The sequence below is a fragment of the Rhodopseudomonas sp. RCAM05734 genome, from assembly GCF_052658035.1.
In genome coordinates this window covers 2318418-2338469 of record NZ_CP199742.1, presented here as the reverse complement: position 1 = coordinate 2338469, position 20052 = coordinate 2318418, and the positions used below count along the sequence as shown (strand labels likewise).

The 20052-nt window shown below is 63.9% G+C and carries 16 protein-coding genes, 1 pseudogene and 1 riboswitch; of the genes and pseudogenes, 5 read left to right on the top strand and 12 right to left on the bottom strand.

The genetic code is table 11. From position 1 onward, the window contains the following. Nucleotides 1-109 precede the first annotated feature (109 nt). The 9 genes and pseudogenes from ACUXVA_RS11075 to ACUXVA_RS11035 form a co-directional block, all read right to left on the bottom strand. Nucleotides 110-2140 (bottom strand): methyl-accepting chemotaxis protein, encoded by a 2031-nt coding sequence (locus ACUXVA_RS11075; RefSeq protein WP_445492129.1) that lies wholly within the window; start codon nucleotides 2138-2140, stop codon nucleotides 110-112. Between the two features lie 612 nt (nucleotides 2141-2752). Continuing rightward, nucleotides 2753-3352, bottom strand: a complete 600-nt coding sequence (locus tag ACUXVA_RS11070) for a hypothetical protein (protein WP_265080259.1) — start codon at nucleotides 3350-3352, stop codon at nucleotides 2753-2755. A 111-nt stretch (nucleotides 3353-3463) separates the two neighbouring features. After that, nucleotides 3464-4444 (bottom strand): acrylyl-CoA reductase (NADPH), encoded by a 981-nt coding sequence (gene acuI / locus ACUXVA_RS11065; RefSeq protein ID WP_265080260.1) that lies wholly within the window; start codon nucleotides 4442-4444, stop codon nucleotides 3464-3466. A 133-nt stretch (nucleotides 4445-4577) separates the two neighbouring features. Beyond that, entirely contained in the window at nucleotides 4578-5006 is a 429-nt protein-coding gene (locus ACUXVA_RS11060; protein WP_445492126.1) for a PaaI family thioesterase, read from the bottom strand. Nucleotides 5007-5053: 47 nt separating this feature from the next. After that, a complete protein-coding gene (locus ACUXVA_RS11055; protein ID WP_265080262.1) occupies nucleotides 5054-5527 on the bottom strand; it encodes a 6,7-dimethyl-8-ribityllumazine synthase in 474 nt (157 codons plus the stop codon). A 114-nt stretch (nucleotides 5528-5641) separates the two neighbouring features. Then, nucleotides 5642-5791: riboswitch (FMN riboswitch) on the bottom strand. 95 nt (nucleotides 5792-5886) lie between these two features. Continuing rightward, entirely contained in the window at nucleotides 5887-7131 is a 1245-nt protein-coding gene (locus tag ACUXVA_RS11050; protein ID WP_265080263.1) for an MFS transporter, read from the bottom strand. A gap of 274 nt (nucleotides 7132-7405) precedes the next feature. Continuing rightward, nucleotides 7406-8816: pseudogene (locus ACUXVA_RS11045) on the bottom strand (cell wall hydrolase). Between the two features lie 519 nt (nucleotides 8817-9335). Further along, a complete protein-coding gene (ppdK, locus tag ACUXVA_RS11040; protein WP_445492123.1) occupies nucleotides 9336-12308 on the bottom strand; it encodes a pyruvate, phosphate dikinase in 2973 nt (990 codons plus the stop codon). 86 nt (nucleotides 12309-12394) lie between these two features. Continuing rightward, nucleotides 12395-12553, bottom strand: coding sequence for a DUF3096 domain-containing protein (locus ACUXVA_RS11035; protein ID WP_265080266.1), 159 nt, complete (start codon nucleotides 12551-12553; stop codon nucleotides 12395-12397). A gap of 237 nt (nucleotides 12554-12790) precedes the next feature. On the opposite strand from ACUXVA_RS11035, the gene ACUXVA_RS11030 reads away from it, so the two are divergent. Further along, the gene (locus tag ACUXVA_RS11030) at nucleotides 12791-13159 is read left to right on the top strand and encodes a DUF1236 domain-containing protein (protein ID WP_265080267.1); all 369 of its coding nucleotides are present in this window, start codon (nucleotides 12791-12793) and stop codon (nucleotides 13157-13159) included. 89 nt (nucleotides 13160-13248) lie between these two features. Here the strand turns inward: ACUXVA_RS11030 and ACUXVA_RS11025 are convergent, their stop codons facing one another. The 3 genes from ACUXVA_RS11025 to mnmA all read right to left on the bottom strand — a co-directional run bounded on the left by ACUXVA_RS11025 (nucleotide 13249) and on the right by mnmA (nucleotide 16763). Beyond that, nucleotides 13249-14352, bottom strand: a complete 1104-nt coding sequence (locus ACUXVA_RS11025) for a hypothetical protein (protein WP_265080268.1) — start codon at nucleotides 14350-14352, stop codon at nucleotides 13249-13251. A 553-nt stretch (nucleotides 14353-14905) separates the two neighbouring features. Next, entirely contained in the window at nucleotides 14906-15544 is a 639-nt protein-coding gene (locus ACUXVA_RS11020) for a class I SAM-dependent methyltransferase (RefSeq protein WP_265080270.1), read from the bottom strand. Between the two features lie 16 nt (nucleotides 15545-15560). Then, entirely contained in the window at nucleotides 15561-16763 is a 1203-nt protein-coding gene (gene mnmA / locus ACUXVA_RS11015) for a tRNA 2-thiouridine(34) synthase MnmA (RefSeq protein WP_265080271.1), read from the bottom strand. Here mnmA and ACUXVA_RS11010 point away from each other — a divergent pair. From ACUXVA_RS11010 to sciP, 4 genes are all read left to right on the top strand, one after another. Further along, complete coding sequence (locus tag ACUXVA_RS11010) at nucleotides 16762-17001, top strand: hypothetical protein (RefSeq protein ID WP_265080272.1); 240 nt, start codon at nucleotides 16762-16764, stop codon at nucleotides 16999-17001. The genes mnmA and ACUXVA_RS11010 overlap by 2 nt on opposite strands. Nucleotides 17002-17090: 89 nt before the next feature. Continuing rightward, a complete protein-coding gene (locus ACUXVA_RS11005; protein ID WP_445492119.1) occupies nucleotides 17091-18653 on the top strand; it encodes a flagellar hook-length control protein FliK in 1563 nt (520 codons plus the stop codon). 10 nt (nucleotides 18654-18663) lie between these two features. Further along, nucleotides 18664-19389 (top strand): flagellar hook assembly protein FlgD, encoded by a 726-nt coding sequence (locus ACUXVA_RS11000; protein ID WP_265080274.1) that lies wholly within the window; start codon nucleotides 18664-18666, stop codon nucleotides 19387-19389. A 303-nt stretch (nucleotides 19390-19692) separates the two neighbouring features. Beyond that, on the top strand, nucleotides 19693-19968 hold the full coding sequence (gene sciP, locus ACUXVA_RS10995) for a CtrA inhibitor SciP (protein ID WP_002714638.1): 276 nt from the start codon (nucleotides 19693-19695) through the stop codon (nucleotides 19966-19968). Nucleotides 19969-20052: the final 84 nt, after the last annotated feature.

The following is a 20052-nucleotide window of genomic DNA, read 5'->3' as shown; positions in this document are numbered from 1 at the left end:
GCGCCCGCTTTCCAACGAAGAGCCGCGTGCCTCCACGCGGCTCTGCTGTAGTTGTCGCCCGTGCATAGGCCCGGCGTTTCGCCGGGCCGCGCCGGATCTGGCGCGGCGCTCAGGCCGCGCGCACCGAAGCGAGGAACTTGCCGACCTCGAGCTTCAGCCGGTTACTGTCCGACGACAGCGACTGGGCGGCCGACAGCACCTGGGAGGACGCGGAGCCGGTCTGGTTGGCGCCGCGCTGCACATCGCCGATATTGGTGCTGACCTGGATGGTGCCCTGCGCGGCCTGCTGGACGTTGCGGGAAATTTCCTGGGTCGCGGCACCCTGCTGTTCCACTGCCGAGGCGATGCTCGACGCGATCTCCGACATCTTGCCGATGGTGTCGCCGATCTGCCGGATGGCGCCGACCGATTCCTGCGTCGCCGCCTGGATGCCGTTGATCTGCTGGCTGATATCGCCGGTCGCCTTGGCGGTTTGCTCCGCCAGTGCCTTCACCTCGCTGGCGACCACTGCGAAGCCGCGGCCGGCGTCGCCGGCGCGCGCCGCCTCGATGGTGGCATTCAGCGCCAGCAGGTTGGTCTGACCGGCAATGGTATTGATCAGCTCGACCACGTCGCCGATCCGCGCCGCGGCCTTGGCCAATTCGCCGACCCGGTCATTGGTGCGGCGCGCCTGCCCGACGGCCTCATTGGCGATATTTGCGGATTCCTGCACCTGGCGTCCGATCTCGCTGATGGACAGCGACATCTCCTCGGTGGCCGATGCCACCGCCTGCACGTTGATCGAGGCTTCCTGCGAGGCGGAGGTGACCAGCGTGGTCAGTTCCTGGGCGCGCTCGGCGGTGTCGGTCAGCGTACCGGCGGAGGCCTCGAGTTCGGTCGATGCCGACGACACCGTCTCGACGATCTCGCCGACGGCACTCTCGAAATCGTCGGCCAGCTTGACCATGTCGCGCTTGCGCTGCTCGCCGGCCAGGCGATCCTGAGTCGCTCTGGCTTCGGCCTCGGCGTGGGCAGCCTGTTCGGCATTCGCGCGAATGACGGTCACCGTCTTGGCGATATCGCCGATCTCGTCGCCGCGATTGGCGCCGGGAATGACGGTATCGAGCTGGCCCGCCGCCATCGACGTCATAGCGGCATTCAACCTAACCATCGGCCGCGCCACGTCCACGAAGGAAAAAACCATGGTGCATATCAGCACCAGAACCACAGCAGCGCCAAGGGCCACGTTGATCTTGCCGGACTCGACAAGTTGCTCACCCGCCTGGCTGCGGGCGAGATCGGCCGTCTGCTTCGCCGAGGCGACTGCAACCGCCATCAGTTCTGATGCTTCCTTCGCCGCCGGAACGATGCTTTCGCGCGATAGGCTTGCCTTTGTATCATCCACCTTGATCGCTTCATCGGTGGCCGCCATGAATTTCTTGGCATCGGCGGACAGTAGCGCGATGACGTCCTGCATCGGACCGTCCTCGGCGAGGCTGGCCGCGCGCGCGATCGACTTGGTGAGAAGATCGGCACGCTTGCCGATCTGCATTTTCTCGGTGGCTTCGCCCATCGCCGTGAAACGCCAGGCGGATGCGCGCACCGCATTGATCGCGATGTCGGCGTCGCGCAACTGCAGATCGACCTCGGGCCACTTGCTCGACTCGATCACCGCGGTGGACAGACGCAGCCGACTGAGGTGCCTGTCCCAATCAATCGTGGCTACGTTGCGCGTGCGGTACAGTTCGAGCAGCTTCTTCTGAAACTCGTTGGTCTGGCTCGCGCCATTCGCATAACGGGCGGTCAGATCCTTGACCTTGCTGAGCCTCGCCTTGGCTTCCTGACCGATCGGCATCGCGAGAGCGGCGTCGAGCCCCTTGTCCTGCGCCGCCTTGGCGGTGGCGAGGTCGGCATAGGCCTTGTCAATCTCGTTGCGGGTTTTGGCCGCGACCTGCCCTCGGTTGGCCAGGCGCATGCTGCGCATTTCGCTTTCAGCCTGCATGACAAAATCGACCACCCGCTGTTGTTCATCGGCGCGCAGGTTGTTTTCTGCGACCGTGGTTTCGGTCCGCATCTGGTTTGCGACGACACCGATCGACAACAGGATGCCGATCAGACCGGCAAGGCCCAGCTTGTTGCCAACGCGATTGAGCTTGATCATCTCGGAGTACTCTCAAGGGATGCGATGAAGTAGCAGGAGACCGCGCGCAACGCTGCAACAGCCTCCGTCAGCGTGAGCGGGCGGCGGCAGCGAAGGCCGGATGGATGAGGTTTTGGACGCGCGCCGATCAGGCGACGGTTGTGAGCGGGATCCGTCGCTTGATCGGCAGTCGCATCGCCGTTGTGGGTGGCGCTTTGATCGGTCCCAAGATACCACTCAACCCTGATGCAAACGTTAATCCGCGGCGCCGCAAAATGCGGCAGCCGCTGCCGAAGACGGCATCAGTCGCTCTGAAAGTACAGTTCGATTTGAGTTGAATTGTCTGCGTCGCGCCTGCCGGCGAGGGCCGTACCTGCCTCGCCTGCGGCGGCAAGGATTTGTCGACGCTGTTCGTCAACCCCGCGACACCATGATCGCTCCGGTTCGCGATCTGACGGGCGGGCGCGCTGGATATTTGGCTACGATCCCAAACACGCGACCGTCATCCTGAGGTGCTCGCCGGAACGGCGAGCCTCGAAGGATGGGTGTTCAGCGCACGCGGCTCATCCTTCGAGGCGCGCGAAGACGCGCACCTCAGGATGACGGTGGTGTATGTGGTGACTTGAGAAAAGCTCAATCCTTGGAGCGGCGCAATTCCATCGCACCCTCGGGCTTCGCATCGGCCTTCACCGAGCCGGTGCTGACCGATTCGATCTTGCCGATTTCGACGCGCGGGGTTTCGACGCGCGCCGACACTTCGGTGCGCGATGCATCGGCCGAACGGGTCGGCTCCGGTGCCCGCAGCGAGCGCGGGCGCGACAGCGAGCGCGCCATCAGCATCTGGCCGACGCCCTGATGGCGGAAATCGCAATAGGCGAAGCCCATGCCGGAGACGGAGCCGCGAAAGCTCCGCTCGTCATTCTTGGTCAGGTTGAAGCACGGCTCGAACGGAATGCCCTTGATCGAGGCGCAGATGGCCTGGCCGCGCACCTGCAGCGTATTGCCGGGGAGCCGCATGTTGCGCGAGGGGCCGGAGCCGGAGAACTGCACGGCGCCTGCTGCACCGCCATCGTCGAACACACGACCCGCGCCGCGGGTGCCGTCGAAACAGGTGAAGGCGAACAGTTTGCCGGCGACGAATTTGCGGGCCTCTTCGGCCGTCATCTGGCCTGCCGCGGCTGGCATCGCCACTGACGCTGCGAACACGGCTCCCAATACAAAACGCGCAACCATAGGATACTCCGACCAACTGAGCGCGGGTGACCGCCAGATGCCTTTACCCGCTGCTTACCATACCAACCGTGGCAACATTGGAGCAGGTTGGTTGGTAAAGTCTGAACATCGTCAGAGAATCTTTACCACGATTCGACCACGGACCTCGCCGGCGAGCACCCTGGCCCCCGCCGCGACGACATCGGCGAGATCGATTTCATGAGTGATTTCAGCGAGTTTCGCCTTGTCCAGATCGCTGGCCAGCCGTCCCCACGCCTGCTTTCGCAGGTCGATCGGGCACATCACGGAATCGATACCCAGAAGACACACGCCGCGCAAAATGAACGGCGCCACCGATGACGGCAGGTCCATGCCACCGGCGAGCCCGCAGGCGGCGATGGCGCCGCGATAGCTGGTCATCGACAACAGATTGGCCAGCGTGGTCGAACCGACGCTGTCGATACCGCCGGCCCAGCGCTCCTTGGCCAGCGGCTTTGCGGGACCGGACAATTCGGCGCGGTCGATGATATCCGCAGCGCCCAGACCCTTGAGATAGTCGGCTTCCGCCGTGCGGCCGGTCGAGGCTATGACGTGATAGCCGAGCTTCGACAGCACGGCGATCGCCACCGAGCCGACGCCGCCGGCAGCGCCTGTCACCACCACCGGACCGGAGGCCGGTGTCAGGCCGTGCTTCTCCAGCGCCAGCACGCTCAGCATCGCGGTGTAGCCGGCGGTTCCGATGGCCATGGCGTCGCGCGCGGTCATGCCATCAGGCAACCGCACCAGCCAGTCGCCCTTGACCCGCGCCTTCTCGGCGTAGGCGCCGAGATGGGTCTCGCCCATGCCCCAGCCGTTGCAGATCACCTTGTCGCCGGCTTTCCAGTCGGGATGCGACGACGTCTCCACGGTGCCCGCAAGATCGATCCCGGCGATCATCGGGAACCGGCGCACCACCGGCGCCTTGCCGGTGACCGCGAGGCCGTCCTTGTAGTTCACCGTGGACCATTCAACCCGCACGGTGACGTCGCCGTCCATCAGCTCGGCTTCGTCGAACTGCGTGAGTGCGACCGTGGTGCCCTTGTCGGCCTTGTCGATCCGAACCGCCCTGAACATGCCCAACGCATCACTCCCTGAATTGTATTGGCTGGATTTCTCCTGCCCAATTATGCCGCGTCGTCATGAGAAACGCCACCTGCCCGCGGCCAAGCCGCATAGCGCATGGCTGCCAACCGCAACCGAAGCGCGCTCAATTTCCGATCCTGAAATTCTTTGTGGTGGCGAGCACCGTTCCGCATAAGGTCGTTCCCGCAGCGGAGACCGCGTAGACGTCCGCGGCGCCGACCGAGTTGGTCCGCCCCGCCTGCAGCACGCGCCCCTTGGCAAGCAACGTCTCGCCTTTGGCGAAGCCGGTCATCTTGATGGTGAAGTCGAGCGTCGCAAGAGCCCATCCTCTCGGCAACAGCGACAAACACGACGACACCGCCGCCACATCGCCGACGATGGACGCGGGGAACAATCCGGTGGGGCCCGAGAACCTCTCGACAAACGGCAGCTCAATGTCGATCGCGCCGAGCGCAAACGATGCCACGTCGATGCCGAATTCACGCACGAACGGCAACGCCGCGAGGAACGATCTGATATCTGATTCATCAAGGCGATCTTGATCATCGGCCACGACGCTTGATCCTCCGTGGGTGATCGGGCGCGATAGGGGATCGGGTGTCACGCCGCCAGTTGCCGGGTGGCTTCAATATTCCGGATCGTCAACTCGCAGGCTGCAGCGGCCTCGGTGCCCTTGACGAGAAAGTGCTCGTGAAAGAACCGCATGTGCTCGGCATGTTCGTGGAAATGCTGCGGCGTCAGCACCGCGGAAATCACAGGAACATCGCTGTCCAACTGTACGCGCATGAGACCGTTGATCACTGCATCGCTCACGAACTCATGCCGATAGATGCCGCCATCGACCACAAGACCGGTGGCGACGATCGCCACATAACGGCCGCTGCGCGCCAAAAGCTTGGCTTGCAGCGGAATCTCAAATGCGCCGGGCACGTCGAAGAAATCGACCAGCGACGAGGACCGGCCGCGCCGCTCCAGCTCGGCGACGAATCCAAGCCGGCATTGATCGACGATGTCCTTATGCCAGCAGGATTGAATGAAGGCGATCCGTCCGGCAGGAACGGTGGCGTTGCGCAAGGAGGATTGGGAATGTTGCAGTGACTGATTCATGGGTGCCCTCGAGGCTTGAGACCAGAATCAGGACGTACGGGTACACGCCAACGCTCCGCTGACGCGGAGCATCCTGCGCAATCCCGTTCTCTTTCATCCGGACTATACCGTCGGCCCCGGAGTCACACCGGGTCTGCTGACCCTGCCGGTTGCCCAGCAGGCGCTCGCGGGCTCATGCACTTGCGTGCCATCACCGCCGGTGGGGAGTTTCACCCCGCCCTGAGAACGAAGGTCGCCGAAATATAGGGGCGACCGGTACCAATGTTCATGGGCCCCCGTCTGCGAGTCAAGCGCGTCACATTAATTTCTTCAGATGCGCGGCAGGATCACGCCGGCTGCGCAACCGGGCGCTTCACGGGGGCTTCGACGATCGGCAGGTTGATCAGCGCCGACAGCACGCCGAACAGCACCGACAGCCACCACACCGGCGTGTAGGAGCCGAACTTCTCATAGACGATGCCGCCGAGCAGCGCGCCAAGGAAGCCGCCGACCTGGTGGCTGAAGAAGGCGAAGCCGTACAACGTCGCCAGCCAGCGGGTGCCGAACATCAGCAGCACCAGGCTCGACGTCGGCGGCACCGTGGACAGCCAGGTCAGGCCGCTGATGATGCCGAAGGCGATCGCAGAGAAGGTGGTCATCGGCAGCAGGATGAAGGCCACCGTCGCCAGTGCGCGGGTAAAATAGATGAAGGACAGAATGTAGCGCTTGGGAAACCTGCTTTGCGCATAGCCGACCGTGAGCGAGCCCACGATATTGAACAGGCCGATCACGGCGATCACCCAGCCGCCGGTCGAGGCCGGCATGCCCCTGTCGACCAGATAGGCCGGCAGATGCATGGTGATGAAGGCGAGCTGGAAGCCGCAGGTGAAGAAGCCCAGCACCAGCAATACGTAGGAGCGATGGCCGAAGGCCTCCGACAGCGCCGCCCGGAACGACTGGCGCTGCGCAACCGGCACATCGGCCACCGCAGCGGTGGGCGTCGCCAGCGCCAGCGACAGCGGGATCACCAGCAGCATCAACAGGGCGAAGGTCATCAGCGTCGGCTGCCAGCCGGCATTGTCGATCATCGCCACGGTGAACGGCGCGAACACGAACTGGCCGAACGATCCGGCGGCAGTGCCGGCGCCAAGCGCGATGCCGCGCCACTCCGGCGGCATCAGCTTGCCGAACGCCGACAGCACCAGGTTGAACGAGCAGCCCGACAGGCCGAAGCCGATCAGCAGCCCGGCACCGAGATTGAGCTCCAGCGGCGTCGAGGAATAGCGCATTACCAGAAGACCGACGGCATAGAGCAGCGCGCCGACGCTGATCACCCTGACAGCGCCGAACTTGTCGGCGATGGCGCCCGCGAACGGCTGGCCGATGCCCCACAGCAGGTTCTGCACGGCGAAGGCCAGCGCGAACACGTCGCGCCCCCAGCCGAACTGCTGGCTCATGGGCTGCATGAAGAAGCCGACGCTGGAGCGCGGCCCGAAGGTCAGCATGCCGATCAGCGAGCCGCAGATCACGATCACCAGCGGTGTGCGCCAGCCGAGGCCACGCGAAGGCAAGATGCTGTCAGTCGCTGCCATGTCGTTTCCCCGATGTGCCAGAATTCGAGCCGCTGCGCGGCCCGCAAAAGCGTTGGCGGGCGAGTCGAAACCGACCTCCCCGCAAGCTCGGCCAGATTAATGCATGCGCATGGAAATCACAAAGGCCGGGGAAAAAATTCCATGCCGCATAGCAGCAATGCAAATCGGTTCCGTCAAATTCCGGAAAACAGGAGCGCGTTCGCGGCGACCGGATTTGCCGCAGGTCCGCCGCATCACTGCCGCAACGGATTTTCCCGCGACAAGTCGAACCCGGTTACGGCTTGGCCTCGGCGAGCCGGGCGGTGATTGCCGCGGTCTGCTCCTTGGTACCCCAGCTCGGCGCATCGCTGCCGTCGCCCCACGCCCGCGGCCGATAGAAGGTGTGCACGCCGAACTTGTACATCTTCTTCATCTCATGCACCCACGACGGGCGAACCCAATAGGCATGGTAGTGCGTGGACTTCGCGACTTCCGGAAGCCAGATCTGGCCGTCCAGTGACGCCTTGGCGATTTTCCTGGCGCGGTCCCACATGTCCGGTTCCTTGACCACATCGGCGACGTCGTCGCAGGCGAAGGTGAACTGGCAGGCCAGATGGCGATGCTTGTTCTGATAAACCACGCCGCAGACATTGGTGGGATAGAAGCCGGAGAACGCGCGGTTCAGCACCACCTGCGCCACCGCCATCTGGCCGCGCACCGCCTCGCCGCGCGCTTCGAAATAGATCGCCTCGGTGAGGCACTTCTCATGCTTGGCGCGCAGCTTGTCGGTGTTCAGACCAAGCCGCTCGGCCGGGGTCTTGACGTGATTGGTGGTATTGACCTCGCCCTTGCCGGCGACGCTCTCGCCGCCTTTCGCGGGATCTGCCGCGGCGGCCGGCGGAATTGCCTTCACCTTGAGATCGGGATCGACGGTGCCGCCGGGCAGCACGATCATCGGCTCCTCGCCCGGCTGCCAGCGCTCCATGGTCTCGACTTCCGCGCCCAGCGACGAGCTGCCGAAGAACAGGCTGGCAGTCTTCACCGAGAAACCATCCTTCGGCGGCGCCGGCTCGACCGCGATGACGGCGGTGTCGGGCTGGCCTTTCGTGTCGATGATCGGCTGGGTCGCCAGCGTGGCATCGTATTGCGGCAGCGGCGGCGCCTTCAGCGCTTCGGCAAGCTCCGGATCGAGCGCGCCAACGTGCACCGACGCCGATGGCGCGGCGGCCTCGGCGGTCTTCGCGCCTCTTACCGACGCATTGGTCGGAAACGAGATCCCTCTTCGGCAGCGCTTCGGTGGGCGCCTCGCTCTCGGGAACCACGCTGGCGAGCCTGTCGCCCTTGAGCGTGCGGTCGACGGCGGGAAACTCGGAAGGCTGATAGGGACGCGGCGGCTGCGCCAGCGGATTGCGCGTGATCGCGCCCGTAATGTCGATACCGGAATTGTCGAGGCTGGCGAGTTGCAGGCCCGCATTGCGCGTCGTGGTGCCGATCGGACGGCCGAATGAGAAGGTCGCGACCTGGATGGAACTGACGGCGGAGGCGATCACGCGCTTCTGCCACCGTTCGGCGACGCCCGGCTGGCGCGCCAGCAACGAAGCGATGTCCTGATAGCCGATCTCGTTGGGGATCAATGCAAAGACGCAAAGACCGAGGCCGAAAGACACGCTGCGCGCGCCCTTCGGCCGGTTACGCATTACTGACATCGATACGCTCACGCAACGCTTACACACATGCAATCGAACAGCACGTTCCGTACAATTCGATCAATGTTGGTGATATCGAATTAAAGTTGCGAGGGAGTTAATCGTTGATGCAGCCACGACACACGCAAGCAGGTGGATGCCTGTGACGGCGATCATCGGAAGCCTTGGTAAATAGGGGCTTCAGCAATGAAGTAAACAACGCGTCAACGAAAGTGATGAAGCATTTTTCGATATGCAGTTGGCTAATTCAGAGTTCCATCGCGAACTGAACAGAGCCGTCATCCTGAGGTGCTCGCCTTTGGCGAGCCTCGAAGGACGACGGCGTAGCTCCGCCGTTGCAGGACATGCATCCTTCGGGGCTCGGGTCTCTGCACATGTGGAAGCCGAATCGCGTGTGAGCCCTCGCACCTCAGGATGACGGCGGAGTGGTTGCGAGAGCGATCGAATTGAAACGAAAAAATGGCCGGGGAACTCCCCGGCCATTCAGCATTTGCTAACGATGTTTTGCGCGTAGCGTCGTCACGCCTGGCTGGCGACGACCTTGCCCAGCGCGGCCTGTGCCGCCGCAAGGCGGGCGATCGGCACGCGATAGGGAGAGCACGACACGTAATCGAGGCCGATCTCGTGGCAGAAGGTGACCGACGCCGGATCGCCGCCGTGCTCGCCGCAGATCCCGACCTTGATGTCCGGCCGGGTCTTGCGGCCGCGCGCAACACCGATTTTCACGAGCTCGCCGACACCGTCGCGATCCACGGAGATGAACGGATCGACCGGCAAGATACCCTTGGCGATGTAAGTGCCGAGGAAGCTCGCGGCATCGTCGCGGCTGATGCCGAAGGTGGTCTGCGTCAGGTCGTTGGTTCCGAACGAGAAGAACTCGGCGGTTTCGGCGATCTCACCGGCCATCAGGCAGGCACGCGGCAGCTCGATCATGGTGCCGACGCTGTACTTCAGCTTGCCGCCGGTTTCCTTGATCACCGCCAGCGCGGTCGCATCGATCCGCGCCTTGACGAGATCGAACTCCATCTTGGTGGCGATCAGGGGCACCATCACTTCGAGCCCGACCAGTTCGCCGGTCCGCTTGGTGGCCTCAACGGCCGCTTCGAATAAGGCACGCGCCTGCATCTCGGCGATTTCCGGATAGGCGATCGCCAGGCGGCAGCCACGGAAGCCGAGCATCGGATTGAACTCGGCGAGATCGCGGGCGCGGTCGGCAAGTTTGCGCGGGTCGGTGTTCATCGCGCGCGCGACTTCCTCGACCTCGGCCTGGGTGTGCGGCAGGAATTCGTGCAGCGGCGGATCGAGCAGGCGGATGGTGATCGGCAGGCCCTTCATGATCTCGAACAGCTCGACGAAATCGGCGCGCTGCATCGGCAGCAACTTCGCCAGCGCCGCGCGGCGCGATTGCTCGTCTTCGGCGAGGATCATCTCGCGCACGGTGCGGATGCGGGTCTCCTCGAAGAACATGTGCTCGGTGCGGCACAGGCCGATGCCTTCAGCGCCGAACTTCAGCGCGGTGCGCGCATCGTCCGGGGTGTCGCCGTTGACGCGCACCTTGAGCTTGCGCACCTTGTCGGCCCAGCCCATCAGCGTGTTGAACTCGCCCGACAGTTCCGGCTCGATCATCGGCATGCGGCCGGCCAGCACCTGGCCGATCGAGCCATCGATGGTGATGACGTCGCCGGCCTTGAAGACCCGGCTGCCGATGGTCATGGTGCCGCGGCCGTAATCGACGCGGATGGTGCCGCAACCGGATACGCAGGGCTTGCCCATGCCGCGCGCGACCACCGCCGCGTGCGAGGTCATGCCGCCACGGGTGGTCAGGATGCCTTCGGCGGCATGCATGCCGTGGATATCTTCCGGGCTGGTCTCGATGCGCACCAGGATGACATTGCGGCCGTCGGCCTGCAGCTTGGCGGCTTCCTCCGAGGAGAACACGATCTCGCCCGAGGCGGCACCGGGCGACGCCGGCAGGCCGGTAGCGATGACGTCGCGCTTGGCGGCGGGATCGATATTCGGATGCAGCAACTGATCCAGCGACGCCGGATCGATCCGCATCACCGCATCCTGCTGCGAGATCACGCCTTCGCTGGCGAGCTCGACGGCGATGCGCAGCGACGCCTTAGCGGTGCGCTTGCCGTTGCGGGTCTGCAGCATCCACAGCCGGCCCTGCTCGACCGTGAACTCCATGTCCTGCATGTCGCGGTAGTGCTTCTCGAGCTGGGTGTAGATCCGCGTCAGCTCCTTGAACGCCTCCGGCATCGCCACTTCCATCGAGGGCTTGTCGGAGCCGGATTCCTGCCGCGCATATTCGGTGATGTCCTGCGGCGTGCGGATACCCGCCACCACGTCCTCACCCTGTGCGTTGATCAGGAATTCGCCGTACAGCTTGCTCTCGCCGGTGGACGGATTGCGCGTGAACGCGACGCCCGTTGCCGAGGTCTCGCCCATGTTGCCGAACACCATGGCCTGCACGCTGACGGCAGTGCCCCAGGATTCCGGAATGTCGTGCAGCCGGCGATAAGTCACCGCGCGGGCGTTCATCCAGGACGAGAACACCGCGCCGATCGCACCCCACAGCTGGTCGTGCGGGTCCTGCGGAAATTCCTTGCCGGTCTCGTGGGCGACCGCTTCCTTGTACTTGCCGACCAGCAACGCCCAGTCGTCGCCGTCGAGATCGGTGTCGAGGGCGTAGCCCTTGCTGTCCTTGTAGGTGTCGAGGATGTCCTCGAAATGATGATGCTCGAAGCCGAGCACCACGTCGGAATACATGGTGATGAAGCGGCGATAGCTGTCATAGGCAAAGCGCTTGTCGCCCGACAGAGCCGCCAGCGCTTCCACCGTCTGGTCGTTGAGCCCAAGGTTGAGCACGGTGTCCATCATGCCGGGCATCGAGGCCCGGCCGCCGGAGCGCACCGAGACCAGCAGCGGGTTCTTGGCGTCGCCAAAACCCTTGCCGGCGATCTTGCCGATCATGGCCAGTGCCTTGTCGACCTGGGCCTGAAGGTCCTTCGGGTAGGATTTGTCGTGGGCGTAGAAATAGGTGCAGACCGTGGTGGGAATGGTGAAACCGGGCGGGACCGGCAGGCCAAGATTAGCCATTTCCGCCAGGTTGGCCCCCTTGCCGCCCAGCAGGTCGCGCAGCCCTGCCTTGCCCTCGGCCTTGCCATCGCCGAAGCTGTAGACCCACTTGCCAGCCTTGATCGCCTCATTGACCGGCTTGCGCGCCTGCTTGACGGCGACGGCGGGCTTCTTCTTGGCGACGGCCTTCGCCACGCCTTTGGGGGCAGGCTTGGCCGGGCTCTTGGCCGGCATCCGGCCGACTACGGCCTTGCTCACCGGCTTTTTCACTGCGGACTTGACGGGCGCCTTGGACGCGCTCTTGCCGATCGCCTTGCGGGTCCGGGCCGGCGCTGGGGCCTTCGCTCGAGCAGCTGCAGAAGGCTTTGATTTCGCTGAAGCTTTTTTGGTCTTCGATGCGGTTTTTGCCATGGCTTACAATCAGTTCGCGAGAGAAAAAGGTGCCGCCTTACACCACGTTTTGGCGCTCCGGCGCAAGCTGCGAAGGGGTTTGCGCCCTACGACAGGTGAAACATCTTGAGTACGCCAAGGCCCACAAGACCGATGAAAATCAAATAGATGGCCACGATCAGGTTGAGCAGCCGGGGCATCAGCAGGATCAGCAGGCCGGCGATGAGAGCCACGATGGGCTGGATGTGCGCAGATGTGATGACCATGAAAAGTCGCTCCGGTGGGGGCTGGCGGGAAGCTCGAGATCGTAGCGGGGTTTTATCCCGTGGCAGGGTTCCCCGTACAGACTCCCGCGGGATCAATGAGTTCCTTCCAGGTCGGGTGCATTGCACCAATTTACCTCACATCTCTGCGGAACGTTCCTCCGCGACTGCGATTGGTCGACTGGCTGGATGGCTTGCAATGCGGCGCGAGCCAGCGCGCATCATGTGAAGGAGATCACCATGCGGAACAGAATTATCGCGATTGCCGCACTTGCGGGCGCTCTCGGTGCCCCCATCGCGGCACAGGCGCAGAGCGAAATGACCGTGGGCGTCGCCCGCGAAAGAGGCGTGGTCGTCCAGGAAGTGGATGACGACGGCATCCCCGTCGCGCAGCGGCCGGCGTTCCGCGAATATGTCGTGCGGGAGCGGGTACCGACCTACACGGTGCCTGATCGCGTCGTTGTGGGCGGCACTTTGCCGGACGCCGGCGTCACCTATTACGACGTCCCGCAAAGCTACGGTTCGACGCCCTACCGCTACACTGTCGTCAACGGCCAGACCATCCTGGTCGAGCCGCGTAGCCGCCGGATCGTTCAGGTCATCGACTGATCGCCTGATCGCCACGCCCGTCGCAGTGTAGCGACGGACCTAGAACCCCGCCCTGGTCTCCCCCGCCGGGCGGGGTTTTTGTGCCGCGGTTAAGAGGCCTTCAGCATCGACAGGATGTTGCTGGTGGATTTGTAGTTGGCAACGGCGTTGTCGCGAAAGGCCGGCGTCCAGTTGGCCGACTGGCGTTCTTCGGCGCTCATCGCCGAATAGGCGTTGAGAATGCCAAGGCTGAGCTGGGTGGGATCGCCGCTGCTCTGGCTCTGATGGAGCGCCGCGAGAATGCTGGCGCGGTTGCGGGAATCCAGTTCTTTCTTGGCTGCAAAGCTCTCAGTACCGGAGAACATGCCATCCTGATTGAGCGATATGGCGGACAACGAGCGATTGTCGATCGCCGAGAGATCGGCGAGTTGCCCGGTCTTTCGGCCCGTATCGAACACAAGCTCCTTGCCGGCAGCGGTCGCGGCCTTTGCCTGCGCGTCGAGCGTCCCGCGAACCGTCTTGGCGACGCTGGAAAAGCTTGCCACTGGGGGCGTTGCCCCGCTGGCGTCCCGCGCCAGATAGGCTGCCACCGGATCGCCGGAAATCCCGGACGGAGCCTTGGTCGGATCCTGCTGGGTGGCCTGGACGCCCTTCACCACGGCGGCGCGTTGTGCGCCCCATGATGCCGTCGACTTCTCCTCGGCGCTGGCGCCATCGAGATAATCCAGCGCCGCCTTGTAGACGCCGCTGAAGTTGCCGGTCAGTTTCGCAGTGCCGGTGGCCGGCGCCAGTGCCGCATCGAACCGATTGCCGAGTTCTTTCGATGCCACCGCCTGCTCGTCGGCGCTGAACTTGCCGCCGTTGTTGGCGGCAATCGCAAACAGCGAACGGCGATCGAGGGACTTCAGGTCGATGGTGGCATTGCCAGCGGCGTCGAGCGGCGCGGTGACCTTGGCTGCTTTGTAAAGGCCATCGAGCGTGCTGCGCGCCTCGCTTGTGACGGTGGTGAAATCCTTCACCGCGGCGGTGCCGGAGAGTTGTGCCTTCGCGGCATCGGATAGCGTCAGATTGGTCGCAGCATTGGACGTCGTGCCGGATGACGAGTCGCTGCTTGAAAGCAATTCCGCCAGCGTCGGCTGCGCCGCTGCGGCACGCATATAGGCGGAGCCGAGCTGCGCATAGGAGTTGGCATAGCCGGAGGTGACCGTGCTCATTATGTCCCCTGTCGCCCCACGAGGTGAGGTTAACAATTCGTTATGACGTGGGACAATTTCAGCTTGTGGTTAACAGGACGTAAATATTTCCCGATGTGTCCCGCTAATTTTGCACCATCAACGGACTCTCCCCAGCTGAGTTCGATGACATATTACTTCGGCCGCACCGATGTAGCGCCGCCGGGGCTGCCGGGCGGTGGGATCACGGGCGTGTTGCCCGTCTCAGGCGTCGGCGCGCGTATTTCGGGATCGACGCCAGCGGGCGGGCAGAGCACACCGTCCGACCTTGCCAGCTTGTCCCCGAGTGGTTCGGCGCGTTGGCCGGCGGAGCCGCCCGGCTCGACCGTTCCTTGCGGGTTGGTCCGGGTCGGCACGCAGTTTGTAGATGGGCGCGGCGGCGTCGCAGTCGGCGCGGGCGGAGTAGCCGTCGGCGGCGCCTGCGCGAAAGCGGCGCTGGAGCAGGCCAGAAGGGCTGCGAGAAAGATCGACCGTTTCATCAGCATGGTGACAAAACGGAATTCCGGACCCGATGTTCCCGGTCAAAACGCCGCGGTCAGGACTTGTGGTAGCGGATCAGCGAAAAATGACCCAATGGTTCGATCGGACGGTGCTCGGTAAGCGTGACGCCGCCGTGACCGGCGGCCCATTTCACGAGGCGCCCCCAGGGAAATTCCGGACGCCAGCCAAGCCGCCGCGCCAGCGGTGCGAAGGCCAGTTCGAACACCCGGCGAAAACCGCTTTCCGCACCGATGTGATTGGCCAGGATCAGTTCGCCGCCCGGCTTCAGGACGCGAATGAACTCATCCAGCGTCGCTTCGGGATCGGGGACCGCGGTGATGACATACTGCGCCACCACGGCGTCAAAGTATGAATCCGGAAAAGCGAGATTCTTGGCGTCCATCACCGCCAGCGATTCTACATTGCTGAGGTTGAGGGCGCGGACCCTGTCATGCGCCTTGCGCAGCATCGGCTCCGAGATATCCACGCCGCAGATTTTCGTGGTGCGTGCATAGTCGGTCAGCGACAGGCCGGTGCCGACGCCCACGTCAAGAATCCGTCCGCCGATCCTGTTGGCTTCCACGATCGTGGCCTGCCGGCCGGGATTGAATACCTTGCCAAATACAACGTCGTAGATCGGTGCCCAGAGCCCGTAGGCCTTGGCGACACCCGCGCGATCAATATCGCCAGCCATTTCGTGCCCTGAACTCTTAAACGCGCAACGCTGTCACCAGCGACTGCGGGACATTAGCATCACGCAACGGGATACCGACAGGGCTTTTCGCCGCAGCGCTTTTGATGAAGCCGCCGCCAAGCACGCGTGCCTGCCCGCCCACCGCGTCATAGAACACACAGGCCTGACCGGGCGACACGCCCTCCTCACCGCCGACCAGTTCGACTTCGTAGCCGCCATCGGTCGCGCGCAGCCAGGCCGCCTGCGCCGCCCGGGTGGAGCGAACCTTGACGAACATCTCCAGCCCGTCACCGACCGCGCGGTCGAGCGTGCCGCCGCCGATCCAGTTGATATCGCGCAGCGCGATACGGTGCATCCGCAGCGCCTCGCGCGGGCCGACCACGACGCGGGCCGTCGAGGCGTCCAGCCGCACCACATAAAGCGGCGTGCTGGATGCGATGCCGAGACCGCGGCGCTGGCCGACTGTGAAATGAATGATGCCTTCGTGACGGCCGAGCACGCGCCCGTCGAGGTCGACGATGTCGCCCGGCGCCAGCGCGTTCGGCTTCATGCGCTCGATGACGTCGGTGTACTTGCCCGAGGGCACGAAGCAGATGTCCTGGCTGTCCTGCTTGTCGGCCACCGACAGACCGAACCGTCGCGCCAGTTCGCGTGTCTGCGGCTTGGTCATGTCGCCGAGCGGAAAGCGCAGGTAGTCGAGCTGTTCCTGGGTGGTGGCAAACAGGAAGTAACTCTGGTCGCGATCGGCGTCGGCGGCGCAGACCAGCGCGCGCGAGCCGTCATCGAGGCGGCGCGACGCAACATAGTGGCCGGTGGCCAGCGCCGAGGCGCCAAGCTCGCGCGCAGTCGCGAGCAGATCGCGGAACTTGACCGAGCGGTTGCACTCGATACATGGCACCGGCGTCTCGCCCGAGGCATAACTGGCCGCAAAATTGTCGATCACCGATTCCCGGAACCGGCTCTCGTAGTCGAGCACATAGTGCGGAATGCCAATCCGCTCGGCGACGTCGCGGGCGTCATGGATGTCCCGGCCGGCGCAGCAGGCGCCCTTGCGATGGGTCGCGGCGCCATGATCGTAGAGCTGCAGCGTGATGCCGACGACGTCGTAACCTTCGGACTTCAACAGCGCAGCCGTCGCCGAGGAGTCGACGCCGCCCGACATGGCGACAACGACCCTAGTGTCCTGCGGACGGCCTTCGAGGTCCAGACTGTTGAGCATGGTTCCGGTCATTGATGCGAATGCGGGGCTGCGAACCGCCGCACTCAGGAAGCTGAAGCAAATTCCGGAACTTGAAGCCATTCCGGCGCTGGCAAGGATGCCCGACGTTAATATAGGCCGACTTCCTGTCAGGCAATCACGGCAAGGCCGTTTTGCAGCCCGGCAAACGGCAAATCTTGCCGCCGGGCAGAACAAGACCATCGGAAGTCGGGCCTCAAGTCACGATCACATTCTGTAACTATATGAAATATATGAACTTTTCTAACCCGACACAGATGGCCCGCTCCTTGCTGAGTAGAAGCTGGAATTCATCTGGAAGGGCCGCCCGTGGTTAGCGTTACAACAGATCCTGCCTCGGCTGCCTCTCGTCAGGCTTCGCGGTCGAAGTCGGCGCGCGACGAGCAGACGACAGGACAGGACAGCTTTGCGGCATTGGTCGACAGCAATTCTGCAAACAACGCCACCGCTGCGTCGACTCCCTCCACGGCGGCGCCCGCACCGGCGCGCCCCGATGACAGATCTGGCTCCGACGCCCGGTCGGCGCGGGACGACAGCCGTGCAGCCAGCGCCAACGCTGCGGATGTGCGCGACCGGGACACCCAGGCGAACAAGACCGCCGACGCGGCGAAGGACGCCAAAGCAGACGCCGCCGACGCCAAGGCGACCAAGGACAACCAGAAGCCCCCCGCCAAGGATTCAGATTCATCGGCCAAAGACGCCACCAAGGCTGATAGCGACAAGCAGGCCGCGGGTGACAAGGGCAAAGACGCAAATACGACGACAGCAACCCCGGCGACTGCGACGCCCGCCACCGTTGCCGTCGTCGCTCCCGTACCTGCCGCGATAGCTACGACCGACACCACGGCAACTCCCGCGACCGCAGAAGCGGCGGGCGCGACCCAGTCGGCGACGGCTGCTGCCGCGGCGCTTGCCGCCAAGGCCGCTGCTACCGAGGCAGTGGCCACCGGGGCCACAGCCACCTCCACGGCGGAGCAGGCAGCTGCGACCAGCGCGACGACGGCGTCCGACCAGGATTTCGCCGCCATCATCGCCGCGGCAACGCCCGCTGCCGGCAAGGCCGGCTTGAAGCAGGCCGGAAAATCCGCCGATGACACGACGGCTGCCACCGCCAAATCCGCAACCGCGTATCCCTTGACGACAACCTCCGCGACGCACCCAGCCAACGGGACGACCGCGCCGGCGACTGGCGCAAAGCCCAACAATGCCGGCACCGAAACCGCCAAGCCGGACGCTGCCCCCGTCGAACTCGCCCCGGCCAAGACAGCCGGGCACGATCGCCACAGCGCAGATGCTGCTTCCGCGGCCCAGGGCAGCCAGGCTGATGCCGGTCAGCTCGCCGCAAACAATGTCCAGCAACAGCCGGTGCTACCTTCCGCGACGGATACAGCCCCGGCCCTTCAATTGACCGCCAATGCCGCCCCCACCGCGCCGGTACCGCTCAACGGCATCGCGGTGCAGATCGCCGCCACTGCGCAGGCCGGCAACACCCGCTTCGAAATCCGCCTCGATCCCGCCGAACTCGGCCGTATCGACGTGCGCCTCGATGTCGACCGTCACGGCAACGTCACCTCGCATCTGACGGTCGAAAAAGCGGAGACGCTGGCAATGCTGCGCCAGGACGCACCGCAGTTGCAGCGCGCGCTGGAGCAGGCCGGCATGAAGACCGCTGACGGCGGCCTGCAATTCAGCCTGCGCGACCAATCCTCGTCAGGCCAGCAGAACGGCAACGGTCAGAACGCCAACGGTGAGTCAGGTCGCAATACGCAGCGCGTGATCGTCACTGAAGACAATGTCATTCCCGCCGCCGTCGCAGGCCGCAACTACGGCCGCATGCTGGGATCCAGCAGCGGCGTCGACATCAGAATCTGAGGAGAGAACCATGGCGATTGATGCAACCATTGCAAAGCCGGTCGTCTCCGCGCCGGCCACTCCGAGCACCACCGGGACCGACACCACCGCGAGCACAACGACGGGGATCGCGGATAATTTCCAGACCTTCCTGACGCTGCTGACCACCCAGTTGAAGAACCAGAATCCGCTCGACCCGCTGGACACCAACCAGTTCACCCAGCAGCTCGTGCAGTTCGCGGGCGTCGAGCAGCAGTTGAAGTCGAACGACCAGTTGAAGTCGCTGGTCGCGCTTCAGAAGAGCTCGCAGGCGACCGAAGCGCTGGTCTACGTCGGCAACACCGTTTCTGTCGACGGCAGCACGACGAAGTTCGATCAGAAGGCGACCTGGAATATGACGGCGGCGAAGGATACCAGCGCTGTCATCAGCATTACGAACTCGGCCGGAAACACCGTTTACAGCGGCAATTTCAACATCAAGTCGGGCGGTTCGAGCTTCCTGTGGGATGGCAAGAGCAACGACGGCACCTCCAATCCGGCCGGCGTCTACAAGCTCACTGCCACCGGCAAGGACCAGAACGGCAAGGAAGTGGCGATCTCCACGGAAGTTCAGGGCATCGTGGATTCCGTCGATCTCACCTCGAGTCCGGCGCTCCTGTCGATCGGCGGACAGAATTACACGACCGACCAGATCAAGCGTGTGGTGCGTCCGGGCACGACGACGCCGACCACACCCACGACGCCCAGCACGACCTGAGCCTGGCGAACGCTGGGGCGGGTTTGGATCCCGCGGGGCTTACAATTCGCATCAGCACGGTCCTCCGGCGGATTGCGTCAGCGGGCGCTGACTGCGGCGCCAGTTTGTCGGCCTCGCGGTGCAAAACGTCGCCCTCGATCACCGCGCTTCCGCGTCTCTCCGTCGACGAATCAGATGATTCGGTCAGCTATTCTGTCGAAATTCAACTCAATTCGTATTGGACGATTAGGCTTAGGCAAATTTTAAGTCGCTGGGCGTAGGTTCCTAGAGTGAGTTCAGTGGTTGAGAGTTTGTGAGTACGCCATGACAGAACCCCATCGCCCGAGGGTGAAATACGTCATCGGGCCTGACGGTAGTCCGTTAACAATTGCGGATCTGCCAGCGCCCGGGACAAAACGGTGGGTCATCCGCCGCAAGGCCGAAGTTGTCGCCGCCGTACGGGGGGGCTTGCTCTCCCTTGAGGAGGCTTGCAGCCGCTACACGCTGACCGTCGACGAATTCCTCTCCTGGCAATTCTCCATCGACCAGCATGGCCTGGCGGGGCTGCGGACGACCCGCATCCAGCAATACCGCCAATAAGCGAATCTTCTCAGGTATCGCGCATTTGACGAAAACCGGCTCCTTCACGGGAAGCCGGTGTTCGTCATTTTGGCACTGTTTGCT